Source organism: Amycolatopsis sp. MJM2582, assembly GCF_000754115.1.
Taxonomy (GTDB): Bacteria; Actinomycetota; Actinomycetes; order Mycobacteriales; family Pseudonocardiaceae; genus Amycolatopsis; species Amycolatopsis japonica.
This window is the reverse complement of record NZ_JPLW01000003.1, coordinates 1059057-1085794: the sequence shown is the minus strand read 5'-3', so window position 1 is coordinate 1085794 and position 26738 is coordinate 1059057. Positions and strand designations below refer to the sequence as shown.

The following is a 26738-nucleotide window of genomic DNA, read 5'->3' as shown; positions in this document are numbered from 1 at the left end:
TTTCAGGCGCGGGAGTAGAAGGGCAGGGCGACGACCTCGACGGGCTCGATACGGCCCCGGATGTCGACGGAAAGCTCGGTGCCGGGCTCGGAGTGCTCCCGGTCCACGTAGGCCATGGCGATCGGGTAACCCAGCGTCGGCGAGAGGGCACCGCTGGTGACCTCGCCGATCTCGGTCTCGCCCGCCAGGACGGTGTAGCCGTGACGCGGCGCGCGGCGACCGGAGCCCTTGAGCCCGACGCGGACCCGGGGAACGTCCTTCTTGGACAGCTCTTCGAGCGCGGCCTTGCCGACGAAGTCGTTCGGCTTCTCGAACTTGACCACCCTGCCGAGGCCTGCCTCGAACGGGCTCAGCTGGAGGCTGAGTTCGTTGCCGTACAACGGCATTCCGGCTTCGAGACGCAGGGTGTCGCGGCAGGCGAGACCCGCCGGGAGCAGGCCGTGCGGCTCGCCGGCTTCGGTGAGGATGCGCCAGACGGCGGGGGCCTCACCGGCCGGGACGTACAGCTCGAAGCCGTCCTCGCCGGTGTAGCCGGTGCGGGCCAGCAGGACGTCGTGGCCCTTCACGACGGCCGGGACGCTCGCGTAGTACTTGAGCGCGCCCAGGTCGGCGTCGGTGACGGCACCGAGGATCTCGACGGCCTTCGGACCCTGGACGGCGATCAGCGCGACGTCCTCGGACTTGTTCTCGACGACCGCGTCGAAACCCGAGACCCGCTCGGCCAGCGCCTCCGCGACCACGTCGGCGTTGCCCGCGTTGGCCACGACCAGGAACTTCTCGTCGGCGAGGCGGTAGACGACCAGGTCGTCCAGCACGCCGCCGTTCTCGTCGCAGATCATCGTGTAGCGCGCCCGGCCCGGCTTCACGCCGGACAGGTTGCCGACCAGCGCGTAATCGAGGGTGTCGGCGGCCTGCGGGCCGGTCACCTCGATCTCGGCCATATGCGACAGGTCGAACAGACCGGCGGCCTCGCGGACCGCCTTGTGCTCCGCCAGTTCGCTGGAATAGCGGATCGGCATCGACCAGCCCGCGAAATCGGTGAACAGCGCACCCAGTCCTTTGTGGACTCCGTGCAGGGACGTCTCTTTCGACATCAAGTGCCTCAGTTCTCGTAGGCGTTGAGCGGCGGGCAGGAGCAGACGAGGTTACGGTCCCCGCGCGCACCGTCGATGCGGCGCACCGGAGGCCAGTACTTGGACTTGCGGTTCACTCCGGCGGGGTACACCGCCAGTTCGCGGTCGTAGGGCAGGTCCCAGTCGCCGACGAGGGTCTCGGCGGTGTGCGGGGCGTTGCGCAGCGGGCTGTTGTCCGCGGCCCATTTGCCCTGCGCGACGGCGTCGATCTCCGCGCGGATGGCGATCATCGCCGCGATGAAGCGGTCGATCTCGCCGAGGTCCTCGGATTCGGTCGGCTCGACCATCAGCGTGCCCGCGACCGGGAACGACATGGTCGGGGCGTGGAAACCGTAGTCGATCAGGCGCTTCGCGACGTCGTCGACGCTGACGCCGGTCTCCTTGGTGAGCCCGCGCAGGTCGAGGATGCACTCGTGCGCGACCAGGCCGTCCTGGCCGGTGTAGAGCACCGGGTAGTGCTGGTTGAGGCGTTTGGCCACGTAGTTCGCGGCGAGCACGGCGACCTGCGTCGCGGCGGTGAGCCCGCCCGCGCCCATCATGCGGACGTACGCCCACGAGATCGGCAGGATCGACGCCGAGCCGTACGGGGCGGCGCTGATCGGGCCGACACCGGTCTCGGGTCCGGCCTTCTCCAGCAGCGGGTGGTTCGGCAGGTACGGCGCGAGGTGCGCGCGCACCGCGACCGGGCCGACGCCGGGGCCGCCGCCACCGTGCGGGATGCAGAAGGTCTTGTGCAGGTTCAGGTGCGAGACGTCGCCACCGAACTCACCCGGCTTCGCGAGCCCGAGCAGCGCGTTGAGGTTCGCGCCGTCGACGTAGACCTGGCCGCCCGCGTCGTGGACGATCTTGGCCAGCTCGTCGATGCCGTTCTCGTACACGCCGTGCGTGGACGGGTACGTGACCATGATCGCGGACAGCGTGTCGCGGTTGGCCTCGACCTTGGCCCGCAGGTCTTCGAGGTCGACGTTGCCCTCGTCGGTGCACTTGACCACGACGACGCGCATCCCGGCCATCACCGCGGAGGCGGCGTTCGTGCCGTGCGCGGACGACGGGATCAGGCAGACCTCGCGTTCGGTCTGGCCGTTGGCGTGGTGGTACGCGCGGATCGCGAGCAGACCGGCGAGCTCGCCCTGGCTGCCCGCGTTCGGCTGCAGCGACACCTTGTCGTAGCCGGTGACCTCGGCGAGCCAGCCGGACAGCTGCTCGACCAGGGTGTGGTAGCCCTCGGCCTGGTCGGCGGGCGCGAACGGGTGGATCCCTGCGAACTCGCGCCAGCTGATCGGCTCCATCTCGGTGGTGGCGTTGAGCTTCATCGTGCAGGAGCCGAGCGGGATCATGCCGCGGTCGAGCGCGTAGTCGAGGTCCGAAAGGCTCCGCAGGTAACGCAGCATCGCGGTCTCGGAGCGGTGCGAGTGGAAGACCTCGTGGGTGAGGTACTCGCTCTGGCGGCCGAGGCCCGCGGGCAGGGCCTGGGCGCTTCCGGCCGGGTTTTCGATCCCGAACGCGTTGAGCACCTTGGCGATGATCGCGGGCGTGGTGACCTCGTCGACCGCGATGCGGACGTGGTCGGCGTCGACCGGGCCGAGGTTGATCCCGTTCTCGCGCGCGACCGCGACGACCGCTTCGGCCTGGCCGGGCATGCGGGCGAGGACGGTGTCGAAGAAGCCCTCGTGGACGACCTCGACGCCACCCTCACGGAGGGCTCCCGCCAGTCCGGCGGCGAGTTCGTGGACGCGGGTCGCGATGCGCTTGAGGCCGTCCGGACCGTGGTAGACCGCGTACATCGCGGCGAGCACGGCGGGCAGGACCTGCGCGGTACAGATGTTGGAGGTGGCCTTCTCGCGGCGGATGTGCTGCTCGCGGGTCTGCAGGGCGAGGCGGTACGCGGGGTTGCCGTCGGCGTCGACCGACACGCCGACCAGGCGACCCGGCAGCGAGCGCTCGAGCCCGGCGCGGACGGCCATGTACCCGGCGTGCGGGCCGCCGTAGCCGAGCGGGACACCGAAGCGCTGGGTGGAACCGGCGGCGATGTCGGCGCCGAACTCACCCGGCGCGGTGATCAGGGTGAGGGCGAGCAGGTCGGCGGCGACGGTGTACAGCGCGCCGGCGGCCTTCGCGGTCTCGGAGATGGCGGAGTAGAAGCCCGCGCCGCGCAGCACGCCGGAAGCGCCCGGGTACTGGACGACGACGCCGAAGAACTCCTCCGGCAGGCCGGTGAGCAGGTCGCGGACCTCGACCTCGACGCCCATGGCCTCGGCGCGGGTGCGGACGACGGCGATGGTCTGCGGCAGGCACTCGGCGTCGAGGACGACCTTGTTCGACTTCGCCTTCGACGCGCGGCGCATCAGCATGACGGCCTCGGCGACGGCGGTGGACTCGTCGAGCAGGGAGGCGTTCGCGGTGGCGAGACCGGCCAGCTCGGAGACCATGGTCTGGAAGTTGAGGAGGGCTTCGAGACGGCCCTGCGAGATCTCCGGCTGATACGGCGTGTACGCCGTGTACCAGGCCGGGTTCTCCAGCACGTTGCGGCGGATGACCGCCGGGGTGACCGTGTCGTGGAAGCCGAGGCCGATCATCTGCGTCATCGGCTTGTTGAGCGCGGCGAGCGCGCGAAGCTCGGCGATGGCGTCCTCTTCGGACGCGGCGGGGGGAAGGTCGAGGTCGCGGGTGACGCGGATCGCGGACGGCACCGCGGCCTGCACCAGGGCATCGAGACTGCCGAAGCCGACCTCGGCGAGCATCTTGGCCTGCTCGGACTCCGAGGGGCCGATGTGCCGGTCGTCGAAGGACGTACTGGTCAAGGGAGCTCCTTGGGTCAGGCGCCGGATAGACCGGTGCGCTGGGAACTCCCCCTCTGTCATGGCACCTGAGAGTTTCACCACCGATGAGGGTGGCTTTCACCTTGGGTGAGGCGCACTTGCGCGCCTGCTTTCCAGAGTGGCCTCGCGTGAAGCGGTAGTGGGTACCTGAGAGATTCCGGGGAGTTTGCTCCTTCGGTGCCCCACCACGTTCATGGGGGCTCTCCCGCTCCAGCTCGACGGCCCGATCTGCAGTTGTGCGCACACCGTACCTGGCCTGTTCAGCGCGCGTCTACTTCCCACCGACGACGTCACTTGCGAGTTCCGGCTCTGATCACGCGAGTTCCGGCCCGCATTCAGAGGACTAAATGCGGGCCGGGCACAGCTGGGCCTGGGGTGAAGGACCCCTTCACGGCATGAAATGAGGGGAACGCGTCCTTCGGCCCCCAGGACCGAGCGCGACGGCCGGCCCCGAGTCCGTGAAGGCCTCCTTCCCTACCTTGAGAGTAGGGAAGGAGGCCTTCACGGACAGAGGAGCCCGAGGAGCACCGCATTTAGAGGACTAAACGCGGGCGGGGGTCAGAGCGGCGTGACGTAGGCGCCCGAGATGCCCCCGTCCACCAGGAACTGCGAAGCCGTGATGAACGAGGCGTCGTCGCTCGCCAGGAACGCCACCGCGCCCGCGATCTCCTCCGGCTCCGCGAACCGCCCGACCGGCACGTGCACCAGCCGCCGCGCGGCCCGCTCGGGGTCCTTCGCGAACAGTTCCTTGAGCAGCGGCGTGTTCACCGGACCCGGGCACAGCGCGTTCACCCGGATGTTCTCCCGCGCGAACTGCACACCCAGTTCCCGGCTCATCGCCAGCACCCCGCCCTTGGACGCGGTGTACGAGATCTGCGACGTCGCCGCGCCCATCACCGCGACGAACGACGCCGTGTTGATGATCGAGCCCTTCCCCTGCCGCTGCATATGCGGCAGGACCGCCTTGCAGCACAGGTACACCGACGTCAGGTTGACCTTCTGCACCTTCTCCCACGCGTCGATACCCGTGGTGAGGATCGAGTCGTCCTCGGGCGGGGAGATACCGGCGTTGTTGAACGCGACGTCGACCGAGCCGAAGGTGTCCACAGTGGTCTGGAACAGGGCCTCGACCTGCTCGGCGTCGGTGACGTCGGCCTGCACGAACAGGCCACCGACCTCGTCGGCCGCGGCCTTGCCCGCCTCGGCGGAGATGTCGCCGATGACGACCTTCGCGCCTTCGCTCGCCAGCCGCCGCGCGGTGGCGAGGCCGATCCCGCTGCTGCCGCCGGTGATGACGGCGACGCGGCCTTCGAAACGCTGAACCATTCCTATTCCTCCGTGCTGATGAAGACGTTTTTGGTCTCGGTGAAGGCGTCGACGGCGTCCGGCCCCAGCTCACGGCCCAGCCCGGACTGTTTGAACCCGCCGAACGGCGTCCAGTACCGGACGGACGAATGCGAGTTGACCGACAGGTTCCCGGCCTCGACACCGCGTGCGACGCGGAAGGCGCGGCCGACGTCGCGGGTCCAGATCGAGCCGGACAGCCCGTACTCGGTCCGGTTGGCCATGGTCACCGCGTCCGCCTCGCCGTCGAACGGGACCACGGCGACGACCGGGCCGAAGATCTCCTCGGACGCGAGCGGATGCCGCAGGTCCGGCGGCGTGACGACGGTCGGCGCGAACCAGTACCCGGGACCGACGGGCGCGTTGCCCCGGAAGGCGACCGGCGCGGAATCGTCCACATAGGACGACACCTTCGCGTGATGCCCCGCCGAGATCAGCGGGCCCATCTCGGTGACCTCCAGCCGCGGATCCCCGACGACGACGCCGTTCACCGCGGGTTCCAGCAGCTCCATGAACTTCTCGTACACGCTCGACTGCACCAGGATCAGCGACCGCGCGCAGCAGTCCTGCCCGGCGTTGTCGAAGACGCCGTACGGCGCGGTGGCGGCGGCCTTCTCCAGGTCGGCATCGGCGAACACGATGTTCGCGTTCTTGCCGCCGAGCTCCAGCGTCACCCGCTTCACCTGCGCGGCACAGCCCGCCATGATCTGCTTGCCGACCTCGGTGGAGCCGGTGAACACCACCTTCCGCACCGCCGGATGGTCCACGAAGCGCTGCCCCACCACGGATCCCTTGCCGGGGAGCACCTGGAAGACGTCTTCGGGGATCCCCGCCTCGCGGGCGAGTTCGCCGAGGCGGATCGCGGTGAGCGGGGTGAGCTCGGCGGGTTTCAGCACGACGGTGTTCCCGGCGGCGAGCGCCGGCGCGAATCCCCAGCCCGCGATGGGCATCGGGAAGTTCCACGGCACGATCACCCCGACCACGCCCAGTGGCTCGTGGAACGTCATGTTCACACCGCCGGGCACCGGGATCTGCTTGCCGCTCAGCCGTTCGGGCGATGCCGAGTAGTACGTCAGCACGTCGCGGACGTTGCCCGCCTCCCAGCGCGCGTTGCCGATCGTGTGGCCGGCGTTGGCGACCTCCAGCGCGGCGAGGTTCTCGATGTCGGCGTCGACGGCGTCGGCGAACCGGCGCAGCAGCCGCGCCCGGTCGGCGGGGGCCACCGCGCGCCAGGCGGGGAACGCCGCGTGCGCGCGGGCGATCGCCGCGTCGGTCTCCTCGGCCGAGGTCAGCTCGACCGACCTCACCACCTCTTCGGTGGCGGGGTTGATCACCTCGAACGTGGTCATTCGCGCTCCTTCGCAGCTTTCACCAGCGCTTCGAAAAGCCTGATGTCGTCGGGGTTCTGTTCGGGATGCCATTGGACGCCGAGGACGAACCCGTCGCCGGGCAGTTCGGCCGCCTCGATGGTCCCGTCGGCGGCCCAGCCGGCCGGGACCAGCCCGTCACCGAGCTTGTCGATCGCCTGATGGTGGTAACACGGCACCTTGGTCTCCGTGCCGAGGATCGACGCGACGCGGCTGCCCTCGGCAAGCGTCACCGTAGTGGTGCCGAAGGTCGCGGGCGCGGGTTGGTGATCCTTGCTGTCCACCGTCTCGGGCAGGTGCTGGACGAGCGTGCCGCCCAGCGCGACGCTGAGCACCTGCAGCCCGCGGCACACGCCGAGCACCGGTTTCCCACTGTCCAAAGCGGACCGCAGCAGCCCGAACTCGAACGCGTCCCGGTTCGGCCTGGTGTACGTCGTCGCGTGCTGCTCCTGGCCGTAACGTGCCGGGTCGACGTCCGCGCCGCCGACGAGCACGAGACCGTCCACGGCGGAGATCAGCCGATCGTGTGCCTCGCTCACCGGTGGCAGCAGGACCGGGATCCCACCCGCCGCGACGATCCCGTCGACGTAGACGCGGTGGAGCAGCGCCGCTTCGGTCTCCCACACCAGGAACTTCGCGGGTTCCAAATAGGACGTGAGCCCGATCAGGGGTTCAGAGGCGTTCGAAGCCACGGATCCTCTCCCAGTCGGTGACGGCGGCGTCGTACGCGGTGAGCTCGACCTTCGCCGCGTTCAGGTAGTGGTCGACGACCTCGTCCCCGAACGCGGTCCTCGCGAGTTCGCTCCCGTCCAGCAGCGCCGCGGCCTCCCGCAGGGTGGTCGGCACGGTCGGCTTGGCGGAACCGTAGGCGTTCCCGTGGAACTCCGGCTCCAGCTCCAGTTCGTTCTCGATACCGTGCAGCCCGGCCGCGATCAGCGCGGCCACCGCGAGGTACGGGTTCACGTCGCCGCCGGGGACGCGGTTCTCCGTGCGCAGCGAGTCCCCGTGCCCGACGACGCGGAGCGCGCAGGTGCGGTTGTCCGTGCCCCACGCGACGGCCGTCGGCGCGAAGCTCCCGGGCACGAACCGCTTGTAGGAGTTGATGTTCGGCGCGAAGAAGTAGGTCAGCTCACGCAGTCCGGCCAGCTGACCGGCGAGGAAGTGCTCCATCAGCGGCGAGAATCCACCTGGTCCGTCTCCGGCCAGAACAGGGTCGCCCGCGGCCGAGCGCAGGCTGATGTGGATGTGGCAGGAGTTGCCCTCGCGTTCGTTGTACTTCGCCATGAACGTGAGGCTCTTGCCCTCCTGCGCGGCGATCTCCTTCGACCCGGTCTTGTAGACGCTGTGGTTGTCGCAGGTGGTCAGCGCGTCGGCGTAGCGGAACGCGATCTCGTGCTGGCCGGGATTGCATTCGCCCTTGGCCGACTCGACGTACAGCCCGGCGCCGCCCATGTCGTTGCGGATGCGGCGCAGCAGCGGTTCGATCCGGGCGGTGCCGAGCATCGAGTAGTCGACGTTGTACTGGTTGGCCGGGCGAAGGTCCTGATAGCGCTTGTCCCAGGCCGATTCGAAGGTGTCGTCGAAGACGATGAACTCCAGTTCGGTGCCGACGTAGGCGGCGAGACCGCGCTCGGCGAGCCTGTCGAGCTGGCCGCGGAGGATCTGGCGGGGCGAGGGGGCCACCGCGCCGCCCTGCACCCGTTCGAGGTCGGCGAGGACCAGCGCGGTGCCCTCCTGCCACGGGAGCAAGCGCAGCGTGTCGAAGTCCGGGCGCATGACGAAGTCGCCGTAGCCGGTCTCCCAGGACGACATCGCGTAGCCGTCGACGGTGTTCATGTCCACGTCGACGGCGAGGAGGTAGTTGCACGCTTCGGTGGCGTGCTCGACGACCTCGTTGAGGAAGTACTCGGCGGCGCAGCGTTTGCCCTGCAGCCTGCCCTGCATGTCGGTGATCGCCACCAGCACCGTGTCGACGGTGCCGTCCTCGACCAGTTCCCGGAGCCGATCCAGCGTGAGCATGCCGCGCCTGTTCGCCATCAGCCTCACCTAAAGGTTCGAAGCGGTACCTTTGCGGGTTCTTCCTACCGGGTCGGCCGAACCCGGTCAACTCCGTCAATGGTCTGGTTCGTTACCCATTGCTCACCGTAGTTGATCCCTGGGCGGATTGTCTGTGATGCCCGGCTGAGAAGATGCTGTGAATCCCGCCGCACCGGGAGGAGATCCGCGCATCCGGGACGTTGTACGGATCAAGAGAGGTGAGAAGGAATGACACAGGCATTCACGCAGCAGACCACGTTCACCGAGCCCCAGGGGCGGGCTCAGCTCCCGACGATGCCCAGTGGGTGGCCGATCGGCTCGTACGAGTCGTACTCCGAAGCGCAGCGTGCCGTCGACCACCTCGCGGGAACGGACTTCCCGATCACGGACGTCACGATCGTCGGTGTCGAGCCGATCCTGGTGGAGCGCATCGCCGGACGCATGGGCTGGAGCAAGGTGCTGACCAGCTCGGCGCTGTCCGGCGCGATGTTCGGTGTGTTCCTCGGGCTCGTGCTGAGCCTGCTGAACCCCGGCGCCGGGCTGGTGCCGATCATCGTCGGCCTCGTCGGCGGTATCGGGTTCAACCTGCTGTTCGGCGCGCTGGGGTACGCGTCGTCGAAGAACAAGCGAGGGTTCATCTCGCAGAGCCAGCTGGTCGCCCGGCGTTACGACGTCCTGGCCCAGCCGCGCAACGCCGAGAAGGGCCGCGCCCTGCTGGCCGACCTGGCCGCCAGGAGCGCGTTCAACCACTGAGCCTCACCCCACGAGGTGCCGCATTTCGTCCTCTGAATGCGGTCGTTGGCATCGCGAACCACCGCATTCAGAGGACGAAACGCGGGTGGAGGCGGCCCCCGGCGTCCGCCTCCACCCGGCCACCTAGCGTGTCGGCTGGGTGGAGTTCGACGGCGGCGCTTGGGAAGACGGCGGCGCCTGGGCGGTCGTGGAAGGCGGCGCCGGGGTGATCTTCGGGATCGCCGCACTGAACGGCACGTCCGTCCTTTCCAGACAGTAGCTGCGGTAACCGTTGTAGCCGTTGAGGTTTCCGTCGTTGTCCCGGACTCCCCGATCGAGCCGCGGCCGCGGATAGCGGTTGTCGTCGCCGATCTTCCGCTTCTCGCCCGTGCTCTGCTCGCAGGCGTACCGGGTCGTGCTGAGCGGGCGGCCGTTCTCGTCGTAGAGGTAGATCTCGGTCAGCGGTTTGCCTTCGGCGTCGAACGCGTAGATGTTCTCCACGTCCTGGCTGCCGTACGTCAGCTGCGGGTTCCCGTAGCTGTCGTTGTAGCTCGGCCCATAGGAGCTGTTGTAGGAACCGCCGCCATAGGACCGCTTCGCGATCAGGTCGACCGCCGCTCCCGCCCCGCCGAGCATGCTGCCGATGACGAACGCCGAGATCGGCACGGCCAGCCACAGCAGCCGCCGGTCGGTCTTCAGCTTCGGGCCCGCCCAGACCACCGCGACGGCGGCCAGCAGCATCAGCGGCAGCAACAGCACCGCCTCGGTGTCGCGCAGCACGAGCAGCAGGCCGAAGATGACCAGCACCGCCGCGCACAGCACCCACCACGCCGGCTTGAGCGTGCGGAAGTAGTTGACTCCCTTGCTGTTCCGGTTGTTCTGGAACGACGTCGCGAGCTCGCGGAGCTTGACCACCTCGGGCAGCTCGACGATCGGGGCGACCCCCTTCCGCACCACGTAGGCGACGCTGATCGCGAGTACGGGTGCGACGAAAAGCAGGCCCAGCAACGGTTCCACCCGCACCCACACCGCGGCCGCGAAACCGAACAACGCGAAGCCGCCGACCGAGAACACCAAGCCCCAGAACGCGAACCGCGCTCCGCCGATCCCGGTCTTCACCTTCAGCGCGGTGGTCTTGTCGCCCGCGTCGGGCGGACGCGGCGGATAGCCGCCGGACGCCCGCAATTCGGCGGCATAGCATTCCGGGCTCCCCAGACGTTCGATCAAGGCGTCGACCTTGGGGTTCTCCCCCAGCTCCGCCTCCATCTCGGCGAGATGCGGCCGGACGTCTTCGAGGATTTCCTCGACTTCGCTCTCGGGCAGGTCGGCGAGCGCGCTCCTGACCCTCGCCAGATACACCCGCACGGCGGTCGGATTCTGCGTGCTCATGCTGCCTCTCCCAACAGGCTGTTCATTGTCGTGGCGAAAGTCCGCCAGGTCTGCCCCGACTCTTCGAGGCGCTGACGACCCGGCTCGTTGAGGCTGTAGTACTTGCGGTGCGGGCCTTCCTCGCTCGGCACCACATAGGACGTCAGCAGGCCTGCCTTGTACAGCCGCCGAAGCGTCCCGTACACCGAAGCGTCGCCCACTTCCTGCAACCCCGCGATACGGAGTCTTCGGAGCACGTCGTAGCCATAGCCGTCCTCTCCGCGAAGCACCGCGAGAACGGCGAGGTCCAGCACGCCTTTAAGTAGCTGACTGATCTCCACAGTCGCGTCCCTCCCAGTCTTACGCAACAGAAGGTACCACGCATTGCACAGTAGTGCGCACGGCGGAAGCCACTTGCGCCGACGGGGTGGTTCATGGGTTACTTAGTCCAGTAATGAACCACCGCACCCCGAGAGGGTGCTCGAAGACTGGGGACGGAGGTGTCGTGCTCGACGAAGGAACACCCCTGTTCGTGCAGATCGCCGAACAGATCGCCGACGACATCGCCGAGGGAAGCCTGGCCGAGGGGGAACGCGTGCCGTCAACCAACGAACTCGCCGCCTTCTACCGGATCAATCCGGCGACGGCGGCCAAGGGGATCAACGTGCTGGCCGACGACGGCCTGCTCGAAAAGCGCCGGGGTATCGGCATGTTCGTCGCCACCGGCGCGCGGCAGAAGCTGCTCACCGACCGGCGGCAGCGGTTCGCCGAGCAGTACCTCGACCCGATGCTCATCGAAGCGAAGCGCCTCGGCATCGACGACGAAACCTTGATCTCGCTCATCCGCGGGAACGGACACCGGAACGGAGGACCCGCCGCATGACGCCGACCATTTCGACCACCGGCCTGACCCGGCGCTACGGCGACCACACCGCGCTCGGCGATGTCTCGGTCGACATCGAAGAAGGAAAGATCACCGGCCTGCTGGGCCGCAACGGCGCGGGCAAGAGCACCTTCCTGCGCATCGTCACCGCGCAGGAGTTCGCCAGCGCGGGCTCGGTCCGCGTGTTCGGCGAGACCCCGGTCGAGAACGAGCGGGTGCTGCGGCGCCTGGTGCTCGTCCGCGAAGACCAGCAGTTCCCGGACTTCAAGGTCCGGCACGCCCTTTCGGCGGCGTCGTGGTTCTACCCGAACTGGGACGCGGAACTGGCCGAAGACCTGCTCCGTGACTTCGATCTGCCGACGAAACGCCCGATCAAGAAGCTCTCGCGAGGGATGCGTTCGGCGCTGTCGATCACGATCGGGCTCGCGGCCCGGGCGGAGCTCACGCTGCTCGACGAGCCGTACGCGGGACTCGACGCCGTCGCACGCCAACTGTTCTACGACCGGTTGCTGGACGACTATTCGGCCCATCCGCGCACGATCCTGCTTTCCACGCACCTGATCGACGAGGTCGCCGATCTGCTGGAGCACGTGGTGATGATCGACAAGGGCCGCGTCGTCCTCGACGCGCCCGCCGACGAACTGCGCGGCACGGCCGTCACGGTTTCCGGCCCCGCCCTCGCGGTGGACGACTTCGTCGCCGGCCGCCGGGTACTGCACCGCCGCAAGATCGGGTCGCGTGCTTCGATCACCGTCGCCGACGCGCTCGGCCCCGCCGACAAGGCGAAGGCGAAGGCCTTGCATCTGAAGCTGGAGCCGCTTTCCTTGCAGCAGTTGATGGTGCACACCTCCAACGGACAGACCGCAGAGGAGGCGTCCGCATGAACACCCTGGTCAACGTCGCGCGCTACCACCTGGTGGACCGGCTCCAGTACGTCGTCCTCCCGGTCGGCGTCACGTTCTTCGCCTTCGGGGTGAATCTCGCGATCTTCTCGCTGATCCCCGAAACACCCGAGGAGAACTACTCCGGCGGCCTGTTCACGTTGTTCGTGTTCATGCTCGTCTGCGGGGCGCTGAGCATGACGAAATCGCTCCCGTTCGGGCTCGCGCTCGGTGTGTCGAGGCGGTCTTACTACCTCGGCACGATCCTGCTGGTCGCCGGGCTCTCCGCGGTGTACGCGGTGGGGGTCACCGTGTTCCAGGTGATCGAGGACGCGACCGGGGGCTGGGGGCTCGGTCTCAACTACTTCCGCGTTCCCTGGCTGCTCGACGGTCCCTGGTACCTGACGCTGCTCACCTCGTTCGTGTTCCTGTTGCTGATGTTCGTCTACGGCATGTGGTACGGCCTGATCTACCGGCGCGCCGCGGTGGTGGGTGTCGTCCTGTTCGGCGCGGCGCAGGTCCTGGTGCTGCTGGGCGGGGTGCTGCTGCTCAGCTGGACGGATTCCTGGTCGAAGCTCGGAGAGTTCTTCAGCACGCTGACCGTCGGCGGGATGACCGGGGTGCTCGCCCTGCTGGTCTGCCTCGCCGGGGCGGGCGGGTTCACCACGATGCGCCGCGTCACCGTCTGAGATTCCTTACACACCAAGGAGTTCCGCTATGGACGTGGCTCATGTGGTGTTGTCGGTGATGCTGATCGCGATCTTCGCCGTACTGGGGGTGGCGAAGGTCCTGCGTCAGCCGGCGTTGGTCTCCCGGACCGAGAGGCTCGGCTTCTCGGTCCGGGGGATCCAGGGGATCGGGGCGCTGGAGATCGCCGGGGCGGCGGGCCTGGCGGCCGGATTCTTCTGGCCGCCACTCGGGATCGCCGCGGCGATCGGACTGGTGGCGTTGCTGATCGGGGCGGCCATCTCCCACGCGCGGGCGGGCGACGGGGTCAAGGACATCGCCCCGCCGGTCTGGCTGGCACTGGTCGCGGCCGCGGCCGCCGTCACCGCGATCGTCTAGTCGCAACTCGCGTGATCGGGCACGGAACTCGCGTGATTGGAGGCGGAACTCGTGAATGACGCCTTCGATCACGCGAGTTCCGGCTTGAATCACGCGAGTTCGGATTCGCGGACCCGGTCCCGAATGCGGCCGACCACGGCGGACCGTCGCCAGGCGCGGGTGACCTCCACCAGCCACGCCGCTTCGGTGGCGATGTCCGGCTCGTCGAGGTAGGTCGCCGGTACGTCGTCGGGGGCGTACCGGCGGCCTGCCTCGGAGGCGACGAGCGCGGCGGCCAAGGTCGCGGCCTCGACCGTCGCGGCCACGCGGGCGTCGGGGATCTTCGCCTTGCGTGCTTCGGCCTCGGCGACCGGCGGGAGGTCCGGATCGAAGTAGGGCCGCAGTGCGAGATGGCCGTCCCGGATCTCGATGACCCTGCGGTACAAGGCGAATTCCACGCCACCCGGCATACCGGGGCCCGGGTCCAGTGCGATTCCCGGGACGGCTTCGCGCAAGGCGGCCCACAACGGTTCGATCCGCCGGTACGTCCGGTACGTGCCGAGCAGCCGGAACGGGGTGGCCAGCGCGGGCCCCCACACGCTGAGCGTCGCGCCCGCCCCGGCGAGCCCGACGCTCAGCGCCGCCAGGATCGCCGAGAGCGTGTCCTCACCGGCGTCGACCGCGCCGGTGGTGGCGAGGACGTAGATGTCGTCGACGTCCCAGAAAGTCCAGCCCAGCGCGGAAACCCCGCCGCCGACGAGCAGCCACAGCCCCGTGCGAAGCGGGCCGGGATCGGCATGCCGCGCGAAACGGGCGAAGACGATCGAGAACGTCAGCAGGCTGATCAGGCCGTAGACGAGGAAAAGAACGTTGTACGCGACGAACCAGCCGAGCCCGCCCGGTCCGGCGGCGGTGTGCTCGCCGACGCGGTAGCTGCCGGAGAGGAAGAAGAGCGCGATCTCGGCGGCCACGACGGTCCACGACAGCAGGGCGTGCCAGCCGATCCGCTTGCCCTCCCCCAGTTTCAGCGAATGCGCGAACGCGACCGCGAAGGCCATCGCGCCGATCTTGAGCAGGTCGGCCGCGAGGTTCAGGAGGCTGCCGATGGGTTCTTCGACGCCGACGGCGTTCTCCATGGCCGGGGTGAGCAGCATGATGCCGCCCGCGATGCACATCCCGAAGCCGCTGAGGAACCACATCCGCCGTCGAGGCTGGGTGTGCCGGGCCTGGATCAGCTTGTACCCGAAACCCGCGAAGGCCACCACGCAACAGAAGTACGCGATGGTCTCGGTCACGGCAGGCGCCGTTTCCGGCTGCCGAAGAGGTCGTCGACCCGCGCCAATCCGCCGGCGAGATCACTTCCGTCCTCGTGGTGCCGGACCGTGCCGCGCACCGACGTCCGCGCCACGCGTTGCGCGAGGAGGCTGGCGAGCAGTTCGGCCTCCTGCTCCTCGACCGCGCTGTAACTCGTGCGGCCGAGGACACGGCGGACGAGCTCGGGCGCCAGATTCGGCATGAGGGCCTTGCTGGCGGCGGCGTCGAGCGCGATCCCGTCGGCTCCCGCGTTAGCCCCAACGTGACCGCACAGCAGGTGGCCGACCTCGTGCAGCAGGATATGCCGCCGGTGCAGGGCGGTGGTGTTGGTCGGATAGAGGATGTAGTCCGCGCGCTCGGTGCTCATCAGCAGCCCGCACGGGCCGCTGGAGGGGACGCTGACCTGCATCAATTCGATCGGGCGGCCGCGTCCGGCGGCCAGTTCGGCGACGAAGGACTCCGCGTCGAAGGGTTCGGGAAGCGCCACGCCGTCGGCGAGACTCCGGCAGCGGCGCCACAACTCCTTACGGCGGCGATCCACTCACGACTCCTTCTTCTGGCCGCCCCGTCCGGATTCCCTGCGGGCGATCGCGTCGATCATGTCGCTGATGGTGTCGAGTCCGTCGGGGGAAAGCGTTACGGCCCGGAGCGCGACGTCGCGGACGCCGGCGTCGCGGAGGGCACCGAGGAGCGCGAGTTCCTCGGCGATCTTGGCGCTCTGCTCGTCGTCGAAGAAGTACGCGGGCGAGACGCCGAAGAACTGGGCGAGCGCCTCGAGATGGCGTTTCGTCGGGTTGTCGCGACGACCGGTGCGCAGTTGCCACAGGTACGTCGTCGAAAAGCTCTCGCCGGTGGCCTCGCGGCAGGCCTTGGCGACCTCCTCGTGGCTGTACGGCTCGCGATCGGGTCTGAGCACGATCTGGAACAGCTTGTCGATCTTCTCGGCGAGCGTCGTCTTACCGGGCTCGGTCGCGGCCACCATCCCACTCCCTACATGTCGTGCCCGTTCATGCTAGTTGACGCGGGCCCCGCGCCGTACACGACAGTTTTCACCTCGTGCGCGGCTTCGGCTGGCAACGGGGGCAGGAGAACGACGAACGGTTCATGAAGGGATCGCGCCGGATGGGCGTCCCGCACCGTCCGCAGGGCAGTCCTTCCTGGCCGTACGCGTCGAGCGAGCGGTCGAAGTATCCGGACTCGCCGTTGATGTTGACGTAAAGCGCGTCGAACGACGTCCCGCCGACGACCAGCGCCTCGGCCATCACCTCGCTGGCGGCGGTGAGCACGGTGCGGCCGTGGGCCGCGGTGAGTCTGTCGGTCGGGCGGGCCCAATGGAGCTTGGACCGCCAGAGCGCCTCGTCGGCGTAGATGTTGCCGATCCCGGAGACGAGCGTCTGGTCGAGCAGGGCGCGTTTGAGCTCGGTCCGCCTCGACCGCAGCGCGCGGACCGCCTGGTCGAGGTCGAACCGCGGATCCATCGGGTCGCGGGCGATATGCGCGATGGTGCCCGGCAGCGCCGTCCCGTCGACCTCGGTGAGTTCCGCGAGCGCGAGCCCGCCGAAGGTCCGCTGGTCGACGAAGCGCAGCTCCGGCCCTTTGTCGGCGAAGCGGAATCGCACGCGAAGGTGCTTCTCGTCCGGCGCGTCCCCGGGCTGGACGAGCATCTGGCCGCTCATGCCGAGATGCGCGAGCATGGCCTGACCGTCGGAAAGCTCCAGCCACAGGTACTTGCCGCGGCGCCGGGCGGCGGCGATCTTCACGCCGGAAAGCCGTCCGCTGAAGTCCTCGGCGCCGAGTTCGTGGCGGCGGATCGCGCGGGCGTGGAGGACTTCGACCTCGGTGATCGTCCGGCCGGAGACATGCGCCTCGAGCCCGGCACGGACGACCTCGACCTCGGGGAGTTCGGGCATACCGCCGATTCTCCCACCGGCCCCCGTGAACGGTGAGGACGGTCAGGGAGCGAGCGGCCCGACATCCGCCCGCGTCAAGGCTTTCCGCGCCCCGCCGGGCAAGAGTTCGTCGGCTCCGACGTCGTACTTCCCCGACCGCGTCTGCAGATCGAAGTCGGTCCCCGCGTACGGGTAGGAGCCGACACCGGCGTCGATCGCCGGGCTTCCGGCGGACAGCCGGTACAACCCGTCCTGAACCAGCTTGGGATCGACGGCCTTGTAGCCACCCGAAGGCATTCCGGCCGGCCCGCCCCAGGCGATGTTGCCCTCGTACTTCACGTCCGAACCGCCCGGCATGCTCACGAGCTTTCCGGTCCCCTGCAGGATGTTGTTCGCGAGCACGCAGTCCTTGGGCTTGAAGTCGCCGCCGTCACCGTGGATGCCGTCGGTGGTCCCGACGACGGTGTTGTACGCGACCACGACCCGGTCGGGCCGGTCGTGGAGTTTGCTGTCCGGCCCGCTGTCCGCCTCGTTGCCCGAGCCGAACACGATCCCGCGGTCCGCCGTGGTGTGGACGTAGTTGTTGACGATCTTGTGGTCGTTGCCGTGGAAGCGGATCCCGGACCGGCCCAGCAGGATGTTGCCCTCCACCACACTGCGATCCCCGTGGCGCAGCACGATGAAGCCGCGGCTGTCGCGGATCGTGTTGTACCGGACGACGTTGTCCGAGGACTTCACGGAGATCGCCTCGGAATCACCGTCGGCCTTCTCGAACAGGTTGTACTCGACGACCCCGCCCGCCGAATACTTCTGGTGGTGGCTCAGCCCGAACCGGATCGACTCGCCACCGTTCGAACCGGTGAACTTGTGGTTGGCGAAGTAGTTGTGGTGCACCTTGACTCGCTTCGCCATGTCCTTGGCCGGGCCGAGCACCTGCAGGAAGACGCCCTGGGTGGTGCGGTTCTGCAGGACGTTGTGGTCGAACTCGGTGTCGTCACCGTTGAGCGTGACCCAGTTGCCGCCGCCGGAGAGCTGGACATCGAGCCGGGTCAGCCGGTTGTGCGTGCTGCCCACCGGCACGCTCATCGAGCCGCCGTGCCGGAGTTTGAACCCGCGCAGCACGACATGCGAAGCGCCCGAAGAGAACGAGAACCCCGCGGATCCCTTGATCTCGGCCTTGCCGACGTGTTCCGCGGTGATGGTGATCGGCGCGTTCGCCGTTCCCGACCGCTTGATCGCGATCGCCGAGCCCGCCGAGTAGCTCCCGTCGGCCAGCCGGATCTCGTCGCCGGGACCGGCCTTGTCGATCGCGGACTGCAACGCGCTCAACGACGTCACCCGGACGACCTGGGCGGCCGAAGCCGTGGCAGGACCTGTCACCAGCGTCAAAAGCGCAGCTGTGACCAGGCAGAAATGACGCATCCGCCGACCTCTCGACAGGCGACCTGAATGGTCGCGTCAGTGGCGGCGGACTGCGATGAGGTTACTGATTCACCGACTCGTGCGTCAACGAACCGTCCCGGTGAAGGGGACTCAGGTCGTCTTCGGCGGCTGCTCGATGTCGAGCTCGGACGAAAGCTGGCGCCAGGCCGTCTCGGCGGCCTTCTGCTCGGCTTCCTTCTTGGTCGTTCCCGAGCCGTAGCCGAGTTCGCGCCCGCCGACGAGGACGGTGGCGCTGAACTCCTTGCGGTGATCGGGCCCGGTGTCCTCGACCTTGTACTCGGGCACACCGAGCCCGGCCGACGCCGTCAGCTCCTGGAGGCTGGTCTTCCAGTCCAGGCCGGCGCCACGCAGCGGCGCCTCGGCGAGCAGGTCGTCGAACAGGTGGTGCACGAGCTTGCGCGCGACGTCGATGCCGTGCTGCTGGTACGCGGCGCCGATGACGGCTTCGAGCCCGTCGGCGAGGATGCTCGCCTTGTCCCGGCCGCCGGTGAGCTCTTCGCCCTTGCCCAGCAACAGGTGCCTGCCCAGCCCGCCTTCGCCGAGGCCGCGCGCGACCCTGGCCAGCGCGTGCATGTTGACCACGCTGGCACGGAGCTTCGCGAGCTGACCTTCGGCCAGTTCGGGATGGGTGTTGTAGAGGTGGTCGGTGACGACCAGGCCCAGCACCGCGTCCCCGAGGAACTCCAGACGCTCGTTCGGCGGCAACCCACCGTTCTCATAGGCATAAGAACGGTGGGTCAACGACAACGTCAGCAGCTCGGGCTCGATCGTGATCCCGAGTGCTTCGAGCAGTGGTGCGGGGTCCGCGGGTGGTCCACCGGCCGACTTGCCCCCCATGTCGTCAGCTGCCGATCAGGCGGGCTCGACGACCTGGCGACCGTTGTGCTGGCCGCAGGCCGGGCACGCGATGTGCTGGAGCTTCGGCTGCTTGCAGGCGCGGTTGGAGCAGGGCACCAGCTGAACCGGAGCCGCCTTCCACTGGCTGCGGCGCGCGCGGGTGTTGGATCGCGACATCTTCCGCTTCGGGACGGCCACGAGTAGATCTCCTTCAGACGGTCTGCCCGCGGTCGCGAGCGAACTTGCTTCTCCGGAACGAGCTGGTGCTCGTCAGGCTTGCTTTCCGGGGCCATCGGCCTGGTCATCGCCCGTTTCGTCCTCGAAACGATCGACCAGCGCGGCCCACCGAGGGTCTATCTTCTCATGCCCGTGCCCGGGCTCGAGATCGGCCCACTTGACACCGCATTCGGTGCACAGTCCCCGGCAGTCCTCGGTGCACAGCGGGGCCAGCGGCAGCGCCAGCACCACCGCGTCGCGGACGGTCGGCTCGAGATCGATCCGGTCGTCCACCAGGCGGGGGATCTCGTCCTCGTCGGTGGTCTCCTCGGTCGCGGAGCCGGGGTACGCGAAGAGCTCGGTCAGGTCGACCTCGACGTCCTCGGTGATCGGGTCGAGGCACCGCGAACAGTGCCCCGTCGCGACGGCGGACGCCGTACCGCTGACGAGCACACCCTCGACGACGGATTCGAGCATCAGGTCGAGCTCCAGGCTGGAGCCGGCGTCGATGGTGATGACGTCGGGCACACCGAGCGCGGACTCGACGGGGATCGAGCGTTGGACGGCCTTGCTCAGGCCGGCGTGACGGCCGAGCTCGCGGGTGTCGAGCACCCACGGGTTCCGGTCGTCCAGCTGCGCAGGCCTGGCCTGCGGCGACTTGTTCTCAGACATCGGTCACCAGGGTACGCAGGTACCGCCACTCACTTTCGGGCGGCCGGAGGCCGGGAGGTCCGTGAAGGCCTCCTTGAGGGACTCGCTTCGACGGATGAGTGCCCCCAATGTGGCATTGGGGACACTGAGCGTCTCCGATGCCACATTGGGCGCGCACCGGATGGAGCCCGTCCGTGAAGGCCCCCTTACCTACCCTGAAGGTAGTGAAGGAGGCCTTCACTACCTTCATCTGACGTGAAGGCCCCCTTCACCGCGTCTAGCGCAGTGAAGGGGGCCTTCACGTACTTCAGAAGGTGCCCAGGCGATCAGCTCTGGTAGTCGTACAGCGAGGTCCGGCTGTTGCCCGGCAGGTTGACCGGCGACCGCAGGTGGTTGCGCCCGGAGTCGACCGTCCGCAGCGTGGTCGCCAGCAGTTCGGAGAACTCGGCAAGCTTCCCGTCGACGTAGGCGTCGCAGTCGCCGCGCTGCTTGTCGGCCTCGACGTGCGCCTCGTCGACGATGCGCGCCGCCTCGCCGTGCGCGGCCTGGACGACCTCGGTCTGGGCGACGAGCCGGGCCTGTTCGGCGCGGCCGTCCTCGATGGCGCGCTCGTAGGCGTCGCGACCGGCCTGGATCATCCGCTCCGACTCGGCACGCGAGCGGTCGGTGAGGTTCTGGAACTCGGCCTGCCCGGCGGCGACCATACGCTCGGCCTCGGCGTGCGCGTCGCTCATCATCTGCTCGGCGCGGGCGCGGGCGTCGGCGAGGATGCGCTCGGCCTCGGCCTGCGCGTCGGCGACCGTGCGGTCGGCCTCGGTGTTCGCCGTGGTGATCGTCTCCGCCGCCTCGGTGCGGGCGGTCTGGATCAGCTGATCACGCTTGTCCAGCACGTCCTGCGCGTCGTCGACCTCGCCCGGCAGGGCGTCACGGATGTCGTCGAGCAGCTCCAGGGTGTCGCCACGCGGGACGACGCAACTGGAGGTCATCGGCACGCCGCGGGCTTCCTCCACGATGGTGACGAGCTCGTCGAGCGCCTCGAAAACCCGGTACACGGCCACTCCCTACCTACAGCGATCCCCACATTCCCTGAGTTCAGTTTGCCCTCATCACCGCCGTAAGGGGTGAAAGCGCGCGGTACCGGGCGTGTCCCCGCCGGTACCGCGCGCCATGATCACCTCGGAGCGAACGCCGGATCCAGGACCAACGCGAGCAGTTGCTGGTCGGTCAAGGACGGGGCACCGCGGTCGCCGTCGTCCAGCGTGCCGAGATCGGCGATGTTGACCGAGCCACCGCCACCGGGCGGGAAGGCGATCGCGCCGCGGGTGACGACCCTCCCGGTCGTGAAACCTTGACCGAGGATGACGTCGCCGTCCGATTCCGCCGACTTCGGCGCGGTTTCGGAGATCACCACGAAGTTCCCGTCCGGCTGGGGAAGTTCCACGCACCGCGTCGGCTTGCGATCCGACCCGATCGCGTCGGCCCTCTTCGCCGGGTCACACCGGTTTTCGCGCGGGTATCCGTCCTTCGTGCTCACCGGACCGGCGATCGTGAGGTTGACACCCCGCTGCCGCCCTTCGGCATCGGTGTACCTGACTTCCGAGGTCTTCAGGTCCCCGAACCCCACGAAGTCCCGCACTTGGATGTCCTTCGCGCCGGTGAGCACCTTCGGCATCACATCCTTCAGGTGCTGGAGCGGGTCCTTCGGTGCGGCCTGCGACGACGCCGCCGGTGCCAGCGGCGCGGGGCCGCCCCCGGGCGCCACGAACACCACCGCCGCCGCGATCACCGCCAGCGTCGCGACGCTCGTGGCGACGATCCCTCGCCGGTTTCGCGCCTTCTTCGCCGCCTTCCCAGCGACTTCGTCCGGGTCGAAGCCGAGCGGTGGCTCGGCCAGTGTGATCCCGCGCAGCCTGTTTTCGAGTTCGTCCATCACGCGCTCCTCCCGGAGACAGCCTCGTCGTGCTGTCTCTGCAGGGCCGCGCGGAGGACGTCGAGTCCCCGCGCGGCCTGGCTCCTGACCGTCCCTTCCGAACAGCGCAGCGCGACGGCGACCTCCGCGACCGGGAGATCGGCGCAGTAGCGCAGCACGACGGCGGCGCGCTGTTTCGGGGGAACTTCGGCGAGGGCGCGAAGCAGCGAATCCGAGATGCCGGCCGTGGCCGGAGCGGCGGGCTCGTCGGGGACGACGCCGTCGCGGTTCTCCTTGCTCCGCCAAGGTCGTCGCCGCTCGTCGAGCCAGCAGCGCATCAGGATCTGCCTCGTGTAGTTGTCGACGGGCCCTTTCCGGCGGACCTTCGGCCAGACCCGGTAGAGCTTGATGAGCGCGGTTTGGACCAGATCCTCCGCGAGATGCCAGTCGCCGCAGAGCAGATACGCCGTCCGTCTGAGCGGTAGCGCCTTGTCCCTGGCGAACTCCCTGAAGCTCGCATCGTCCCCAGACCGCATCGTGCCTCCTCGTCCGTGTTCCGGTGTATCTCACGGACGGGGAGGCACGAAACGTTGCACGGACGGGTCAGCCGGCGAGGTTCACCAGCTTGAAGGTGACGTAGCGGTCCGGCGTGTAGACGATCTCGCCGCCCTTGCCGGAGATCACGCGGTCGCTCGTGCCCACCGGGAACAGCTGGTAGTAGCCGGCGGCGCACGACGGCAGCACACCTTCGCGGTTCTCGTAGACGGTGCCGGTCGCGCCGCCGCGGGCCTTGTCCACCACGGACTTGGCCGCGGACGACAGCGTCGAGTAGCCGATCGTCGTCAGCTTCGAGGTGTCACCGCAGGACGGCGCCGGGGTTCCGTCGACGTCGATCACGGAGAAGGTCTTGTAGTGATCGGCGGTGTAGAAGAACTCCCCGCCGTTGCCGGTGACGATGCGCCGCGCGCCGCGGTCCGGCGAACCGGGCGTCGGGACCGTGTACTCGTGGTAGTAGGCCGACGCGCACTTCGGGAGGATGTTCTCCCGGTTCGAGAAGACCGTGCCGTCCTTGTCCGGGTACGGGAACGGCCCGCCCTTCTTGATGAGGTCGTAGGTCGTCGACGCCTCGGCGGGCAGCGACGACAACGACACGTGCTTGAACCCGGTGAGATCCCCGCACGGGTTCTGCTGGACGGAGACGGGAGCGGCCGTGGCCTGCGCGGCACTGAGCCCACCGAAGAAGCTGACAAGCAGAACGAGCAGCGCGGCGGCGATCCGCGATCGTTTGTTGGTCATTTTCGGACCGTAACTCGATCGTGTATTCACCAGAAGGCGTCGAGATGAACTCTTCATCGCCGCCCGCGACTGCCCGACCAACGGCTTCGGCCGTTCGGGTCAACCTCGTTCGGAGTACTTCTCCGAGAGGCGTTTGAACACTATCGGCGGCACCAGGTGCTCGATGTCGCCACCGAGCGCGGTCACCTCTTTGACCAGCGAGCTCGACACGAATCCGTACGCCGGGTTGTTCGCCATCAGCAGGGTTTCGAGCCCGGTCAGCTCGCGGTTCATCTGTGCCATCTGGAGCTCGTAGTCGAAGTCGCTGACCGACCGCAGGCCCTTCGCGACCGCGATGATGTCGTTCTCGCGGCAGTAGTCGACCAGGAGTCCTTGCCAGGAATCGACGCGCACGTTCGGCAGCTTCGCGGTGATCTCGCGCAGCATGTCCATCCGCTCCTCGGTGGTGAACAGGCCCTTCTTGCTCTTGTTCACCCCCACCGCGACGACGACCTCGTCGAACAGCTTCGCCGCCCGCTCGATGATGTCGAGATGTCCATTGGTGGCCGGGTCGTAGGACCCGGGACAGACCGCACGCCGCATGGCGCGGACGCTACCAAGGAGAGTGGCCCCTTGCGCGCTCATCAGGGTTGCGTCACACCTGATATTCGGCCCAGTAGAGCGCCGTGTCGCCGTAGCGCTTCGTCCGCATCGGCTCGAAGCCCGCCGGCCAGTCCGGCTCGCCGTCGCGCGCCGCCCGCTCGATGACCACCAGCGCCCCGTCCTTGATCCACCGGTTCGCCGCAAGCGCGGCCATGACCTCCCCCAGGCGGGTGGAATCCACAGCATAGGGCGGGTCGGCGAGGACGATGTCGAAGGTGTCCGCCGCCGGAGCGGCCACGACGGACTCGACGGCGCCCGCCCGGACCGCGCCGCCGAGCCCCAGCGCGGCGACGTTCCCCTTGAGCACTTCGACCGCGCGCCGGTCCGACTCGACGAACAGTGCGCCCGACGCGCCGCGGGACAACGCCTCCAGCCCGAGCGCGCCCGAACCGGCGTAAAGGTCGAGGACCTGGGCCCCCTGCAGCTCGCCGGCGACCTCCAGCGCGTTGAACAGCGCCTCGCGCACCCGTTCCGAGGTCGGCCTCGTGCCCTTCGGCGGGACCTTCAGCCGCCTGCCGCCCGCGGTCCCCGCCACGATCCTGGTCATGGGAGCATCGTGCCTCAACGCCTTCCGCCGTGACGTTGGCCGGGACTTGGTGAAGCCTCCGTCCAGCTCGCGTAGAGTCGTCCTTCGCCCTCGGAGGCGATAGAAGCGTTTAGGAGCGTTGCGTGTCCGAACCTCGGGTCAGACGGGCCGAGATCGCCATCGAGCAAGCCCATGTGGACACCGTCTACACCCGGCTCGCCGAGCTGCGAGCCCAGGCTGAGGCCATGCGTACCAAGGGCTACGAGATCGGCCATGGCGCCGGGCGGGAAGCCATTTTCGAGCAGGCGTCCATGCTGTTCGAGCGGGACATGATGGTGTACCACGCCAATCAGACCCTCCAGACCCTCGACGCGGAGTACGAGGGCCTGGTCTTCGGCAGGCTCGACCACCTCGACAACGACCACATCTACGTCGGCCGTCTCGGCATCCGCGACGCCGAGTTCGACAACCTCGTCACCGACTGGCGCGCGCCCGCGGCCGCGGCGTTCTACCAGGCGACGGCCGAGGAGCCGATGGACGTCGTCCGGCGCCGGGTGATCCGGTGCTCCGGCCAGACCGTGCTCGACGTCGACGACGACGTCCTGATCGCCGACGCGGTCCCCGAGAACATGCAGATCGTCGGCGAAGGCGCGCTGATGGCCGCGCTCGGCCGGTCGCGCGGCGAGAAGATGCGGGACATCGTCGCCACCATCCAGAAGGAACAGGACGAGGTCATCCGCGCGCCCTGGCGCGGTGTCACCGAGATCACCGGCGGTCCCGGCACCGGCAAGACCGCGGTCGCCCTGCACCGCGCGGCGTACCTGCTCTACCGCCACCGCCGTCAGCTCGGCGGCGCGGGAGTGCTGGTGATCGGCCCGTCCGGCGTGTTCACCAGCTACATCTCGCGGGTGCTGCCGTCGATGGGTGAGACGAACGTCGAACTGCGCGCGCTCGGCGAGGTCCTCGACGGCCTCGAAGCGACCCGGCAGGACCCGGCTCCCCTGGCGGCGATCAAGGGTTCGCTGCGGATGCGGAAGATCCTGCTGCGCGCGCTGCGGGACACACCGGAAGACGCGCCCGAGGACATGAAGATCGTGTACCGCGGCGAGGTGCTGCGGCTCAACGCGCGCGAGCTCGACAAGGTGCGCCGCAAGGTGCACACCGCGGGCGGGCCGCCGAACCGATCGCGGATCCGCGCCGCCGAACTCCTGCTCGACGCGCTCGCCGCGAAGGCCGAGCAGCACGCGAAGGACGACGGCCGTCAGATCGACAAGGCCGAGCTGATCACCGAGCTCGGCGAGCGCATCGAGTTCCACCGGTTCCTCGTGGTCTGGTGGCCGATCCTGTACCCGGCGCAGATCCTGCGGTGGCTGGGCACCGAGAAGCGGCTCGCCTCCGCGGCGAAGGGCCTGCTCAACCGCAACGAGATCAGCATGCTCGCGGCCGACTTCGCCGACCGCTCGCGCGGCTGGACCATCGCGGACGTCGCGCTCCTCGACGAGCTCCGCGTCCTCATCGGCACGCCGCCGAAGAGCCGACGGGCCCGCCAGAACATCGAAGTCAACCCGGAGCGCGGTGGCGCCCCCACCCGGCCCGAGCACTACGACGAGTACTCGCACGTGGTCGTCGACGAGTCGCAGGACCTCTCGCCGATGCAGTGGCGGATGGTCGGGCGGCGCGGGAAGTACGCGAGCTGGACCGTGGTCGGCGACCCGGTGCAGAGTTCGTGGCCGGATCCGGCCGAGGCCGCGATGGCGCGGGACCAGGCGTTCGGGCTCAAGACGACCCGGCGCCGGTTCACCCTGCGCACCAACTACCGGAACTCGGCGGAGATCTTCGATCTGGCCGCGAAGGTCGTCGCGGGGCACGCCGAGGCCGACGAGCTTCCGCGCGCGGTACGGCAGACCGGCATCACCCCGGAGGTCCGGCCCGTCGAGGCGTCCGGACTGGAAGCGGCGACGCAGGCCGCGGTGAAGGAACTGATGGGGGCCGTCGAAGGCACCGTCGGCGTGATCACCGCCATGGACCGGGTGCCCGAGGTCGAGGGCTGGCTCGAAGGGCTTTCGGACGAGCGGCTGAAGGTCGTCGGCAGCCTCGATTCCAAGGGGCTCGAGTACGACGCCGTCGTGCTGGTGGAGCCGAACGACCTCATCACCGAGTCGACCACCGGCCGCCGGGTGCTGTACGTCGCGCTGACCCGCGCGACCCAGCAGCTGACCGTCCTGGCGTCCAACCCCGACTGGATCCCGGCGGCCTGACCCCCTCACGCATTTAGTCCTCTGGATGCGGTGCTTGCGCGTGCAACTACCGCATCCAGAGGACGAAACGCGGGCGAAAAAAGCTGAAGGGCTCCTTCAGGACACTGGTGAATGCCCTGAAGGAGCCCTTCAGACCCCCGGTGAGTGAA

28 protein-coding genes and 1 riboswitch are annotated in these 26738 nt (G+C 68.6%); of the genes, 6 read left to right on the top strand and 22 right to left on the bottom strand.

Annotated elements, in window-relative coordinates; all coding sequences use genetic code 11:
- Positions 1-2 precede the first annotated feature (2 nt).
- The 6 genes from gcvT to ED92_RS23880 form a co-directional block, all read right to left on the bottom strand.
- Positions 3-1094, bottom strand: coding sequence for a glycine cleavage system aminomethyltransferase GcvT (gcvT, locus tag ED92_RS23905; protein WP_037342145.1), 1092 nt, complete (start codon positions 1092-1094; stop codon positions 3-5).
- A gap of 8 nt (positions 1095-1102) precedes the next feature.
- Entirely contained in the window at positions 1103-3934 is a 2832-nt protein-coding gene (gcvP, locus tag ED92_RS23900) for an aminomethyl-transferring glycine dehydrogenase (protein WP_037342144.1), read from the bottom strand.
- Positions 3935-4076: 142 nt separating this feature from the next.
- Positions 4077-4170: riboswitch (glycine riboswitch) on the bottom strand.
- Between the two features lie 340 nt (positions 4171-4510).
- Complete coding sequence (locus ED92_RS23895) at positions 4511-5278, bottom strand: 3-oxoacyl-ACP reductase (RefSeq protein ID WP_037342142.1); 768 nt, start codon at positions 5276-5278, stop codon at positions 4511-4513.
- Positions 5279-5280: 2 nt separating this feature from the next.
- Positions 5281-6645 carry an aldehyde dehydrogenase gene (locus tag ED92_RS23890; protein WP_037342141.1) on the bottom strand — a complete coding sequence of 455 codons (1365 nt, stop codon included), beginning with the start codon at positions 6643-6645 and terminating at the stop codon, positions 5281-5283.
- Positions 6642-7355 (bottom strand): gamma-glutamyl-gamma-aminobutyrate hydrolase family protein, encoded by a 714-nt coding sequence (locus ED92_RS23885; protein WP_037342140.1) that lies wholly within the window; start codon positions 7353-7355, stop codon positions 6642-6644. The genes ED92_RS23890 and ED92_RS23885 overlap by 4 nt, the downstream gene beginning before the upstream one ends.
- Positions 7336-8700 (bottom strand): glutamine synthetase family protein, encoded by a 1365-nt coding sequence (locus ED92_RS23880; RefSeq protein ID WP_081975896.1) that lies wholly within the window; start codon positions 8698-8700, stop codon positions 7336-7338. The genes ED92_RS23885 and ED92_RS23880 overlap by 20 nt, the downstream gene beginning before the upstream one ends.
- A gap of 228 nt (positions 8701-8928) precedes the next feature.
- On the opposite strand from ED92_RS23880, the gene ED92_RS23875 reads away from it, so the two are divergent.
- Positions 8929-9453 carry a general stress protein gene (locus ED92_RS23875; RefSeq protein WP_016336377.1) on the top strand — a complete coding sequence of 175 codons (525 nt, stop codon included), beginning with the start codon at positions 8929-8931 and terminating at the stop codon, positions 9451-9453.
- Between the two features lie 123 nt (positions 9454-9576).
- Here the strand turns inward: ED92_RS23875 and ED92_RS23870 are convergent, their stop codons facing one another.
- Together ED92_RS23870 and ED92_RS23865 are read right to left on the bottom strand one after the other, a co-directional pair.
- Entirely contained in the window at positions 9577-10821 is a 1245-nt protein-coding gene (locus ED92_RS23870; protein ID WP_037342139.1) for a DUF1700 domain-containing protein, read from the bottom strand.
- Positions 10818-11141 carry a PadR family transcriptional regulator gene (locus ED92_RS23865; RefSeq protein ID WP_034323457.1) on the bottom strand — a complete coding sequence of 108 codons (324 nt, stop codon included), beginning with the start codon at positions 11139-11141 and terminating at the stop codon, positions 10818-10820. The genes ED92_RS23870 and ED92_RS23865 overlap by 4 nt, the downstream gene beginning before the upstream one ends.
- A 164-nt stretch (positions 11142-11305) precedes the next feature.
- On the opposite strand from ED92_RS23865, the gene ED92_RS23860 reads away from it, so the two are divergent.
- Genes ED92_RS23860 through ED92_RS23845 form a run of 4 tightly spaced genes read left to right on the top strand, consistent with a single transcriptional unit; the run spans position 11306 to position 13629 of the window.
- Positions 11306-11683, top strand: a complete 378-nt coding sequence (locus ED92_RS23860) for a GntR family transcriptional regulator (RefSeq protein ID WP_037342138.1) — start codon at positions 11306-11308, stop codon at positions 11681-11683.
- Positions 11680-12567, top strand: a complete 888-nt coding sequence (locus ED92_RS23855) for an ABC transporter ATP-binding protein (protein WP_037342136.1) — start codon at positions 11680-11682, stop codon at positions 12565-12567. The genes ED92_RS23860 and ED92_RS23855 overlap by 4 nt, the downstream gene beginning before the upstream one ends.
- Positions 12564-13253: a hypothetical protein gene (locus ED92_RS23850; protein ID WP_037342134.1), complete on the top strand. Its 690-nt coding sequence runs from the start codon at positions 12564-12566 to the stop codon at positions 13251-13253. Before ED92_RS23855 ends, ED92_RS23850 begins: the two co-directional genes overlap by 4 nt.
- A gap of 28 nt (positions 13254-13281) precedes the next feature.
- A complete protein-coding gene (locus ED92_RS23845) occupies positions 13282-13629 on the top strand; it encodes a DoxX family protein (RefSeq protein ID WP_037342133.1) in 348 nt (115 codons plus the stop codon).
- Positions 13630-13718: 89 nt separating this feature from the next.
- Here the strand turns inward: ED92_RS23845 and ED92_RS23840 are convergent, their stop codons facing one another.
- The 14 genes from ED92_RS23840 to rsmD all read right to left on the bottom strand — a co-directional run bounded on the left by ED92_RS23840 (position 13719) and on the right by rsmD (position 24352).
- On the bottom strand, positions 13719-14903 hold the full coding sequence (locus tag ED92_RS23840) for an MAB_1171c family putative transporter (protein WP_037342132.1): 1185 nt from the start codon (positions 14901-14903) through the stop codon (positions 13719-13721).
- Entirely contained in the window at positions 14900-15463 is a 564-nt protein-coding gene (locus ED92_RS23835) for a hypothetical protein (RefSeq protein WP_037342131.1), read from the bottom strand. The genes ED92_RS23840 and ED92_RS23835 overlap by 4 nt, the downstream gene beginning before the upstream one ends.
- Entirely contained in the window at positions 15464-15904 is a 441-nt protein-coding gene (locus ED92_RS23830; RefSeq protein ID WP_016336386.1) for a helix-turn-helix domain-containing protein, read from the bottom strand.
- A 67-nt stretch (positions 15905-15971) separates the two neighbouring features.
- On the bottom strand, positions 15972-16832 hold the full coding sequence (gene mutM / locus ED92_RS23825; protein WP_037342130.1) for a bifunctional DNA-formamidopyrimidine glycosylase/DNA-(apurinic or apyrimidinic site) lyase: 861 nt from the start codon (positions 16830-16832) through the stop codon (positions 15972-15974).
- A 42-nt stretch (positions 16833-16874) separates the two neighbouring features.
- Positions 16875-18233, bottom strand: coding sequence for a polysaccharide lyase 6 family protein (locus ED92_RS23820; RefSeq protein WP_037342129.1), 1359 nt, complete (start codon positions 18231-18233; stop codon positions 16875-16877).
- Positions 18234-18344: 111 nt separating this feature from the next.
- The gene (gene rnc / locus ED92_RS23815; RefSeq protein WP_081975895.1) at positions 18345-19091 is read right to left on the bottom strand and encodes a ribonuclease III; all 747 of its coding nucleotides are present in this window, start codon (positions 19089-19091) and stop codon (positions 18345-18347) included.
- Positions 19092-19106: 15 nt separating this feature from the next.
- Positions 19107-19289, bottom strand: coding sequence for a 50S ribosomal protein L32 (gene rpmF / locus ED92_RS23810; protein ID WP_005160412.1), 183 nt, complete (start codon positions 19287-19289; stop codon positions 19107-19109).
- Positions 19290-19361: 72 nt separating this feature from the next.
- Positions 19362-19979, bottom strand: a complete 618-nt coding sequence (locus ED92_RS23805) for a DUF177 domain-containing protein (protein WP_037342128.1) — start codon at positions 19977-19979, stop codon at positions 19362-19364.
- A 305-nt stretch (positions 19980-20284) separates the two neighbouring features.
- The gene (locus tag ED92_RS23800; protein ID WP_034323487.1) at positions 20285-21010 is read right to left on the bottom strand and encodes a DivIVA domain-containing protein; all 726 of its coding nucleotides are present in this window, start codon (positions 21008-21010) and stop codon (positions 20285-20287) included.
- Between the two features lie 119 nt (positions 21011-21129).
- Positions 21130-21888, bottom strand: a complete 759-nt coding sequence (locus ED92_RS23795; protein ID WP_037342127.1) for a hypothetical protein — start codon at positions 21886-21888, stop codon at positions 21130-21132.
- The gene (locus tag ED92_RS23790) at positions 21888-22403 is read right to left on the bottom strand and encodes a SigE family RNA polymerase sigma factor (protein WP_037342126.1); all 516 of its coding nucleotides are present in this window, start codon (positions 22401-22403) and stop codon (positions 21888-21890) included. The genes ED92_RS23795 and ED92_RS23790 overlap by 1 nt, the downstream gene beginning before the upstream one ends.
- Positions 22404-22470: 67 nt before the next feature.
- On the bottom strand, positions 22471-23163 hold the full coding sequence (locus ED92_RS23785; RefSeq protein ID WP_037342124.1) for a ribonuclease domain-containing protein: 693 nt from the start codon (positions 23161-23163) through the stop codon (positions 22471-22473).
- A gap of 99 nt (positions 23164-23262) precedes the next feature.
- The gene (coaD, locus tag ED92_RS23780) at positions 23263-23745 is read right to left on the bottom strand and encodes a pantetheine-phosphate adenylyltransferase (RefSeq protein ID WP_016336395.1); all 483 of its coding nucleotides are present in this window, start codon (positions 23743-23745) and stop codon (positions 23263-23265) included.
- Between the two features lie 52 nt (positions 23746-23797).
- Positions 23798-24352 carry a 16S rRNA (guanine(966)-N(2))-methyltransferase RsmD gene (rsmD, locus tag ED92_RS23775; protein ID WP_037342121.1) on the bottom strand — a complete coding sequence of 185 codons (555 nt, stop codon included), beginning with the start codon at positions 24350-24352 and terminating at the stop codon, positions 23798-23800.
- 122 nt (positions 24353-24474) lie between these two features.
- On the opposite strand from rsmD, the gene ED92_RS23770 reads away from it, so the two are divergent.
- Positions 24475-26589: an AAA family ATPase gene (locus tag ED92_RS23770; RefSeq protein ID WP_037342119.1), complete on the top strand. Its 2115-nt coding sequence runs from the start codon at positions 24475-24477 to the stop codon at positions 26587-26589.
- The last annotated feature ends 149 nt before the right edge of the window (positions 26590-26738 follow it).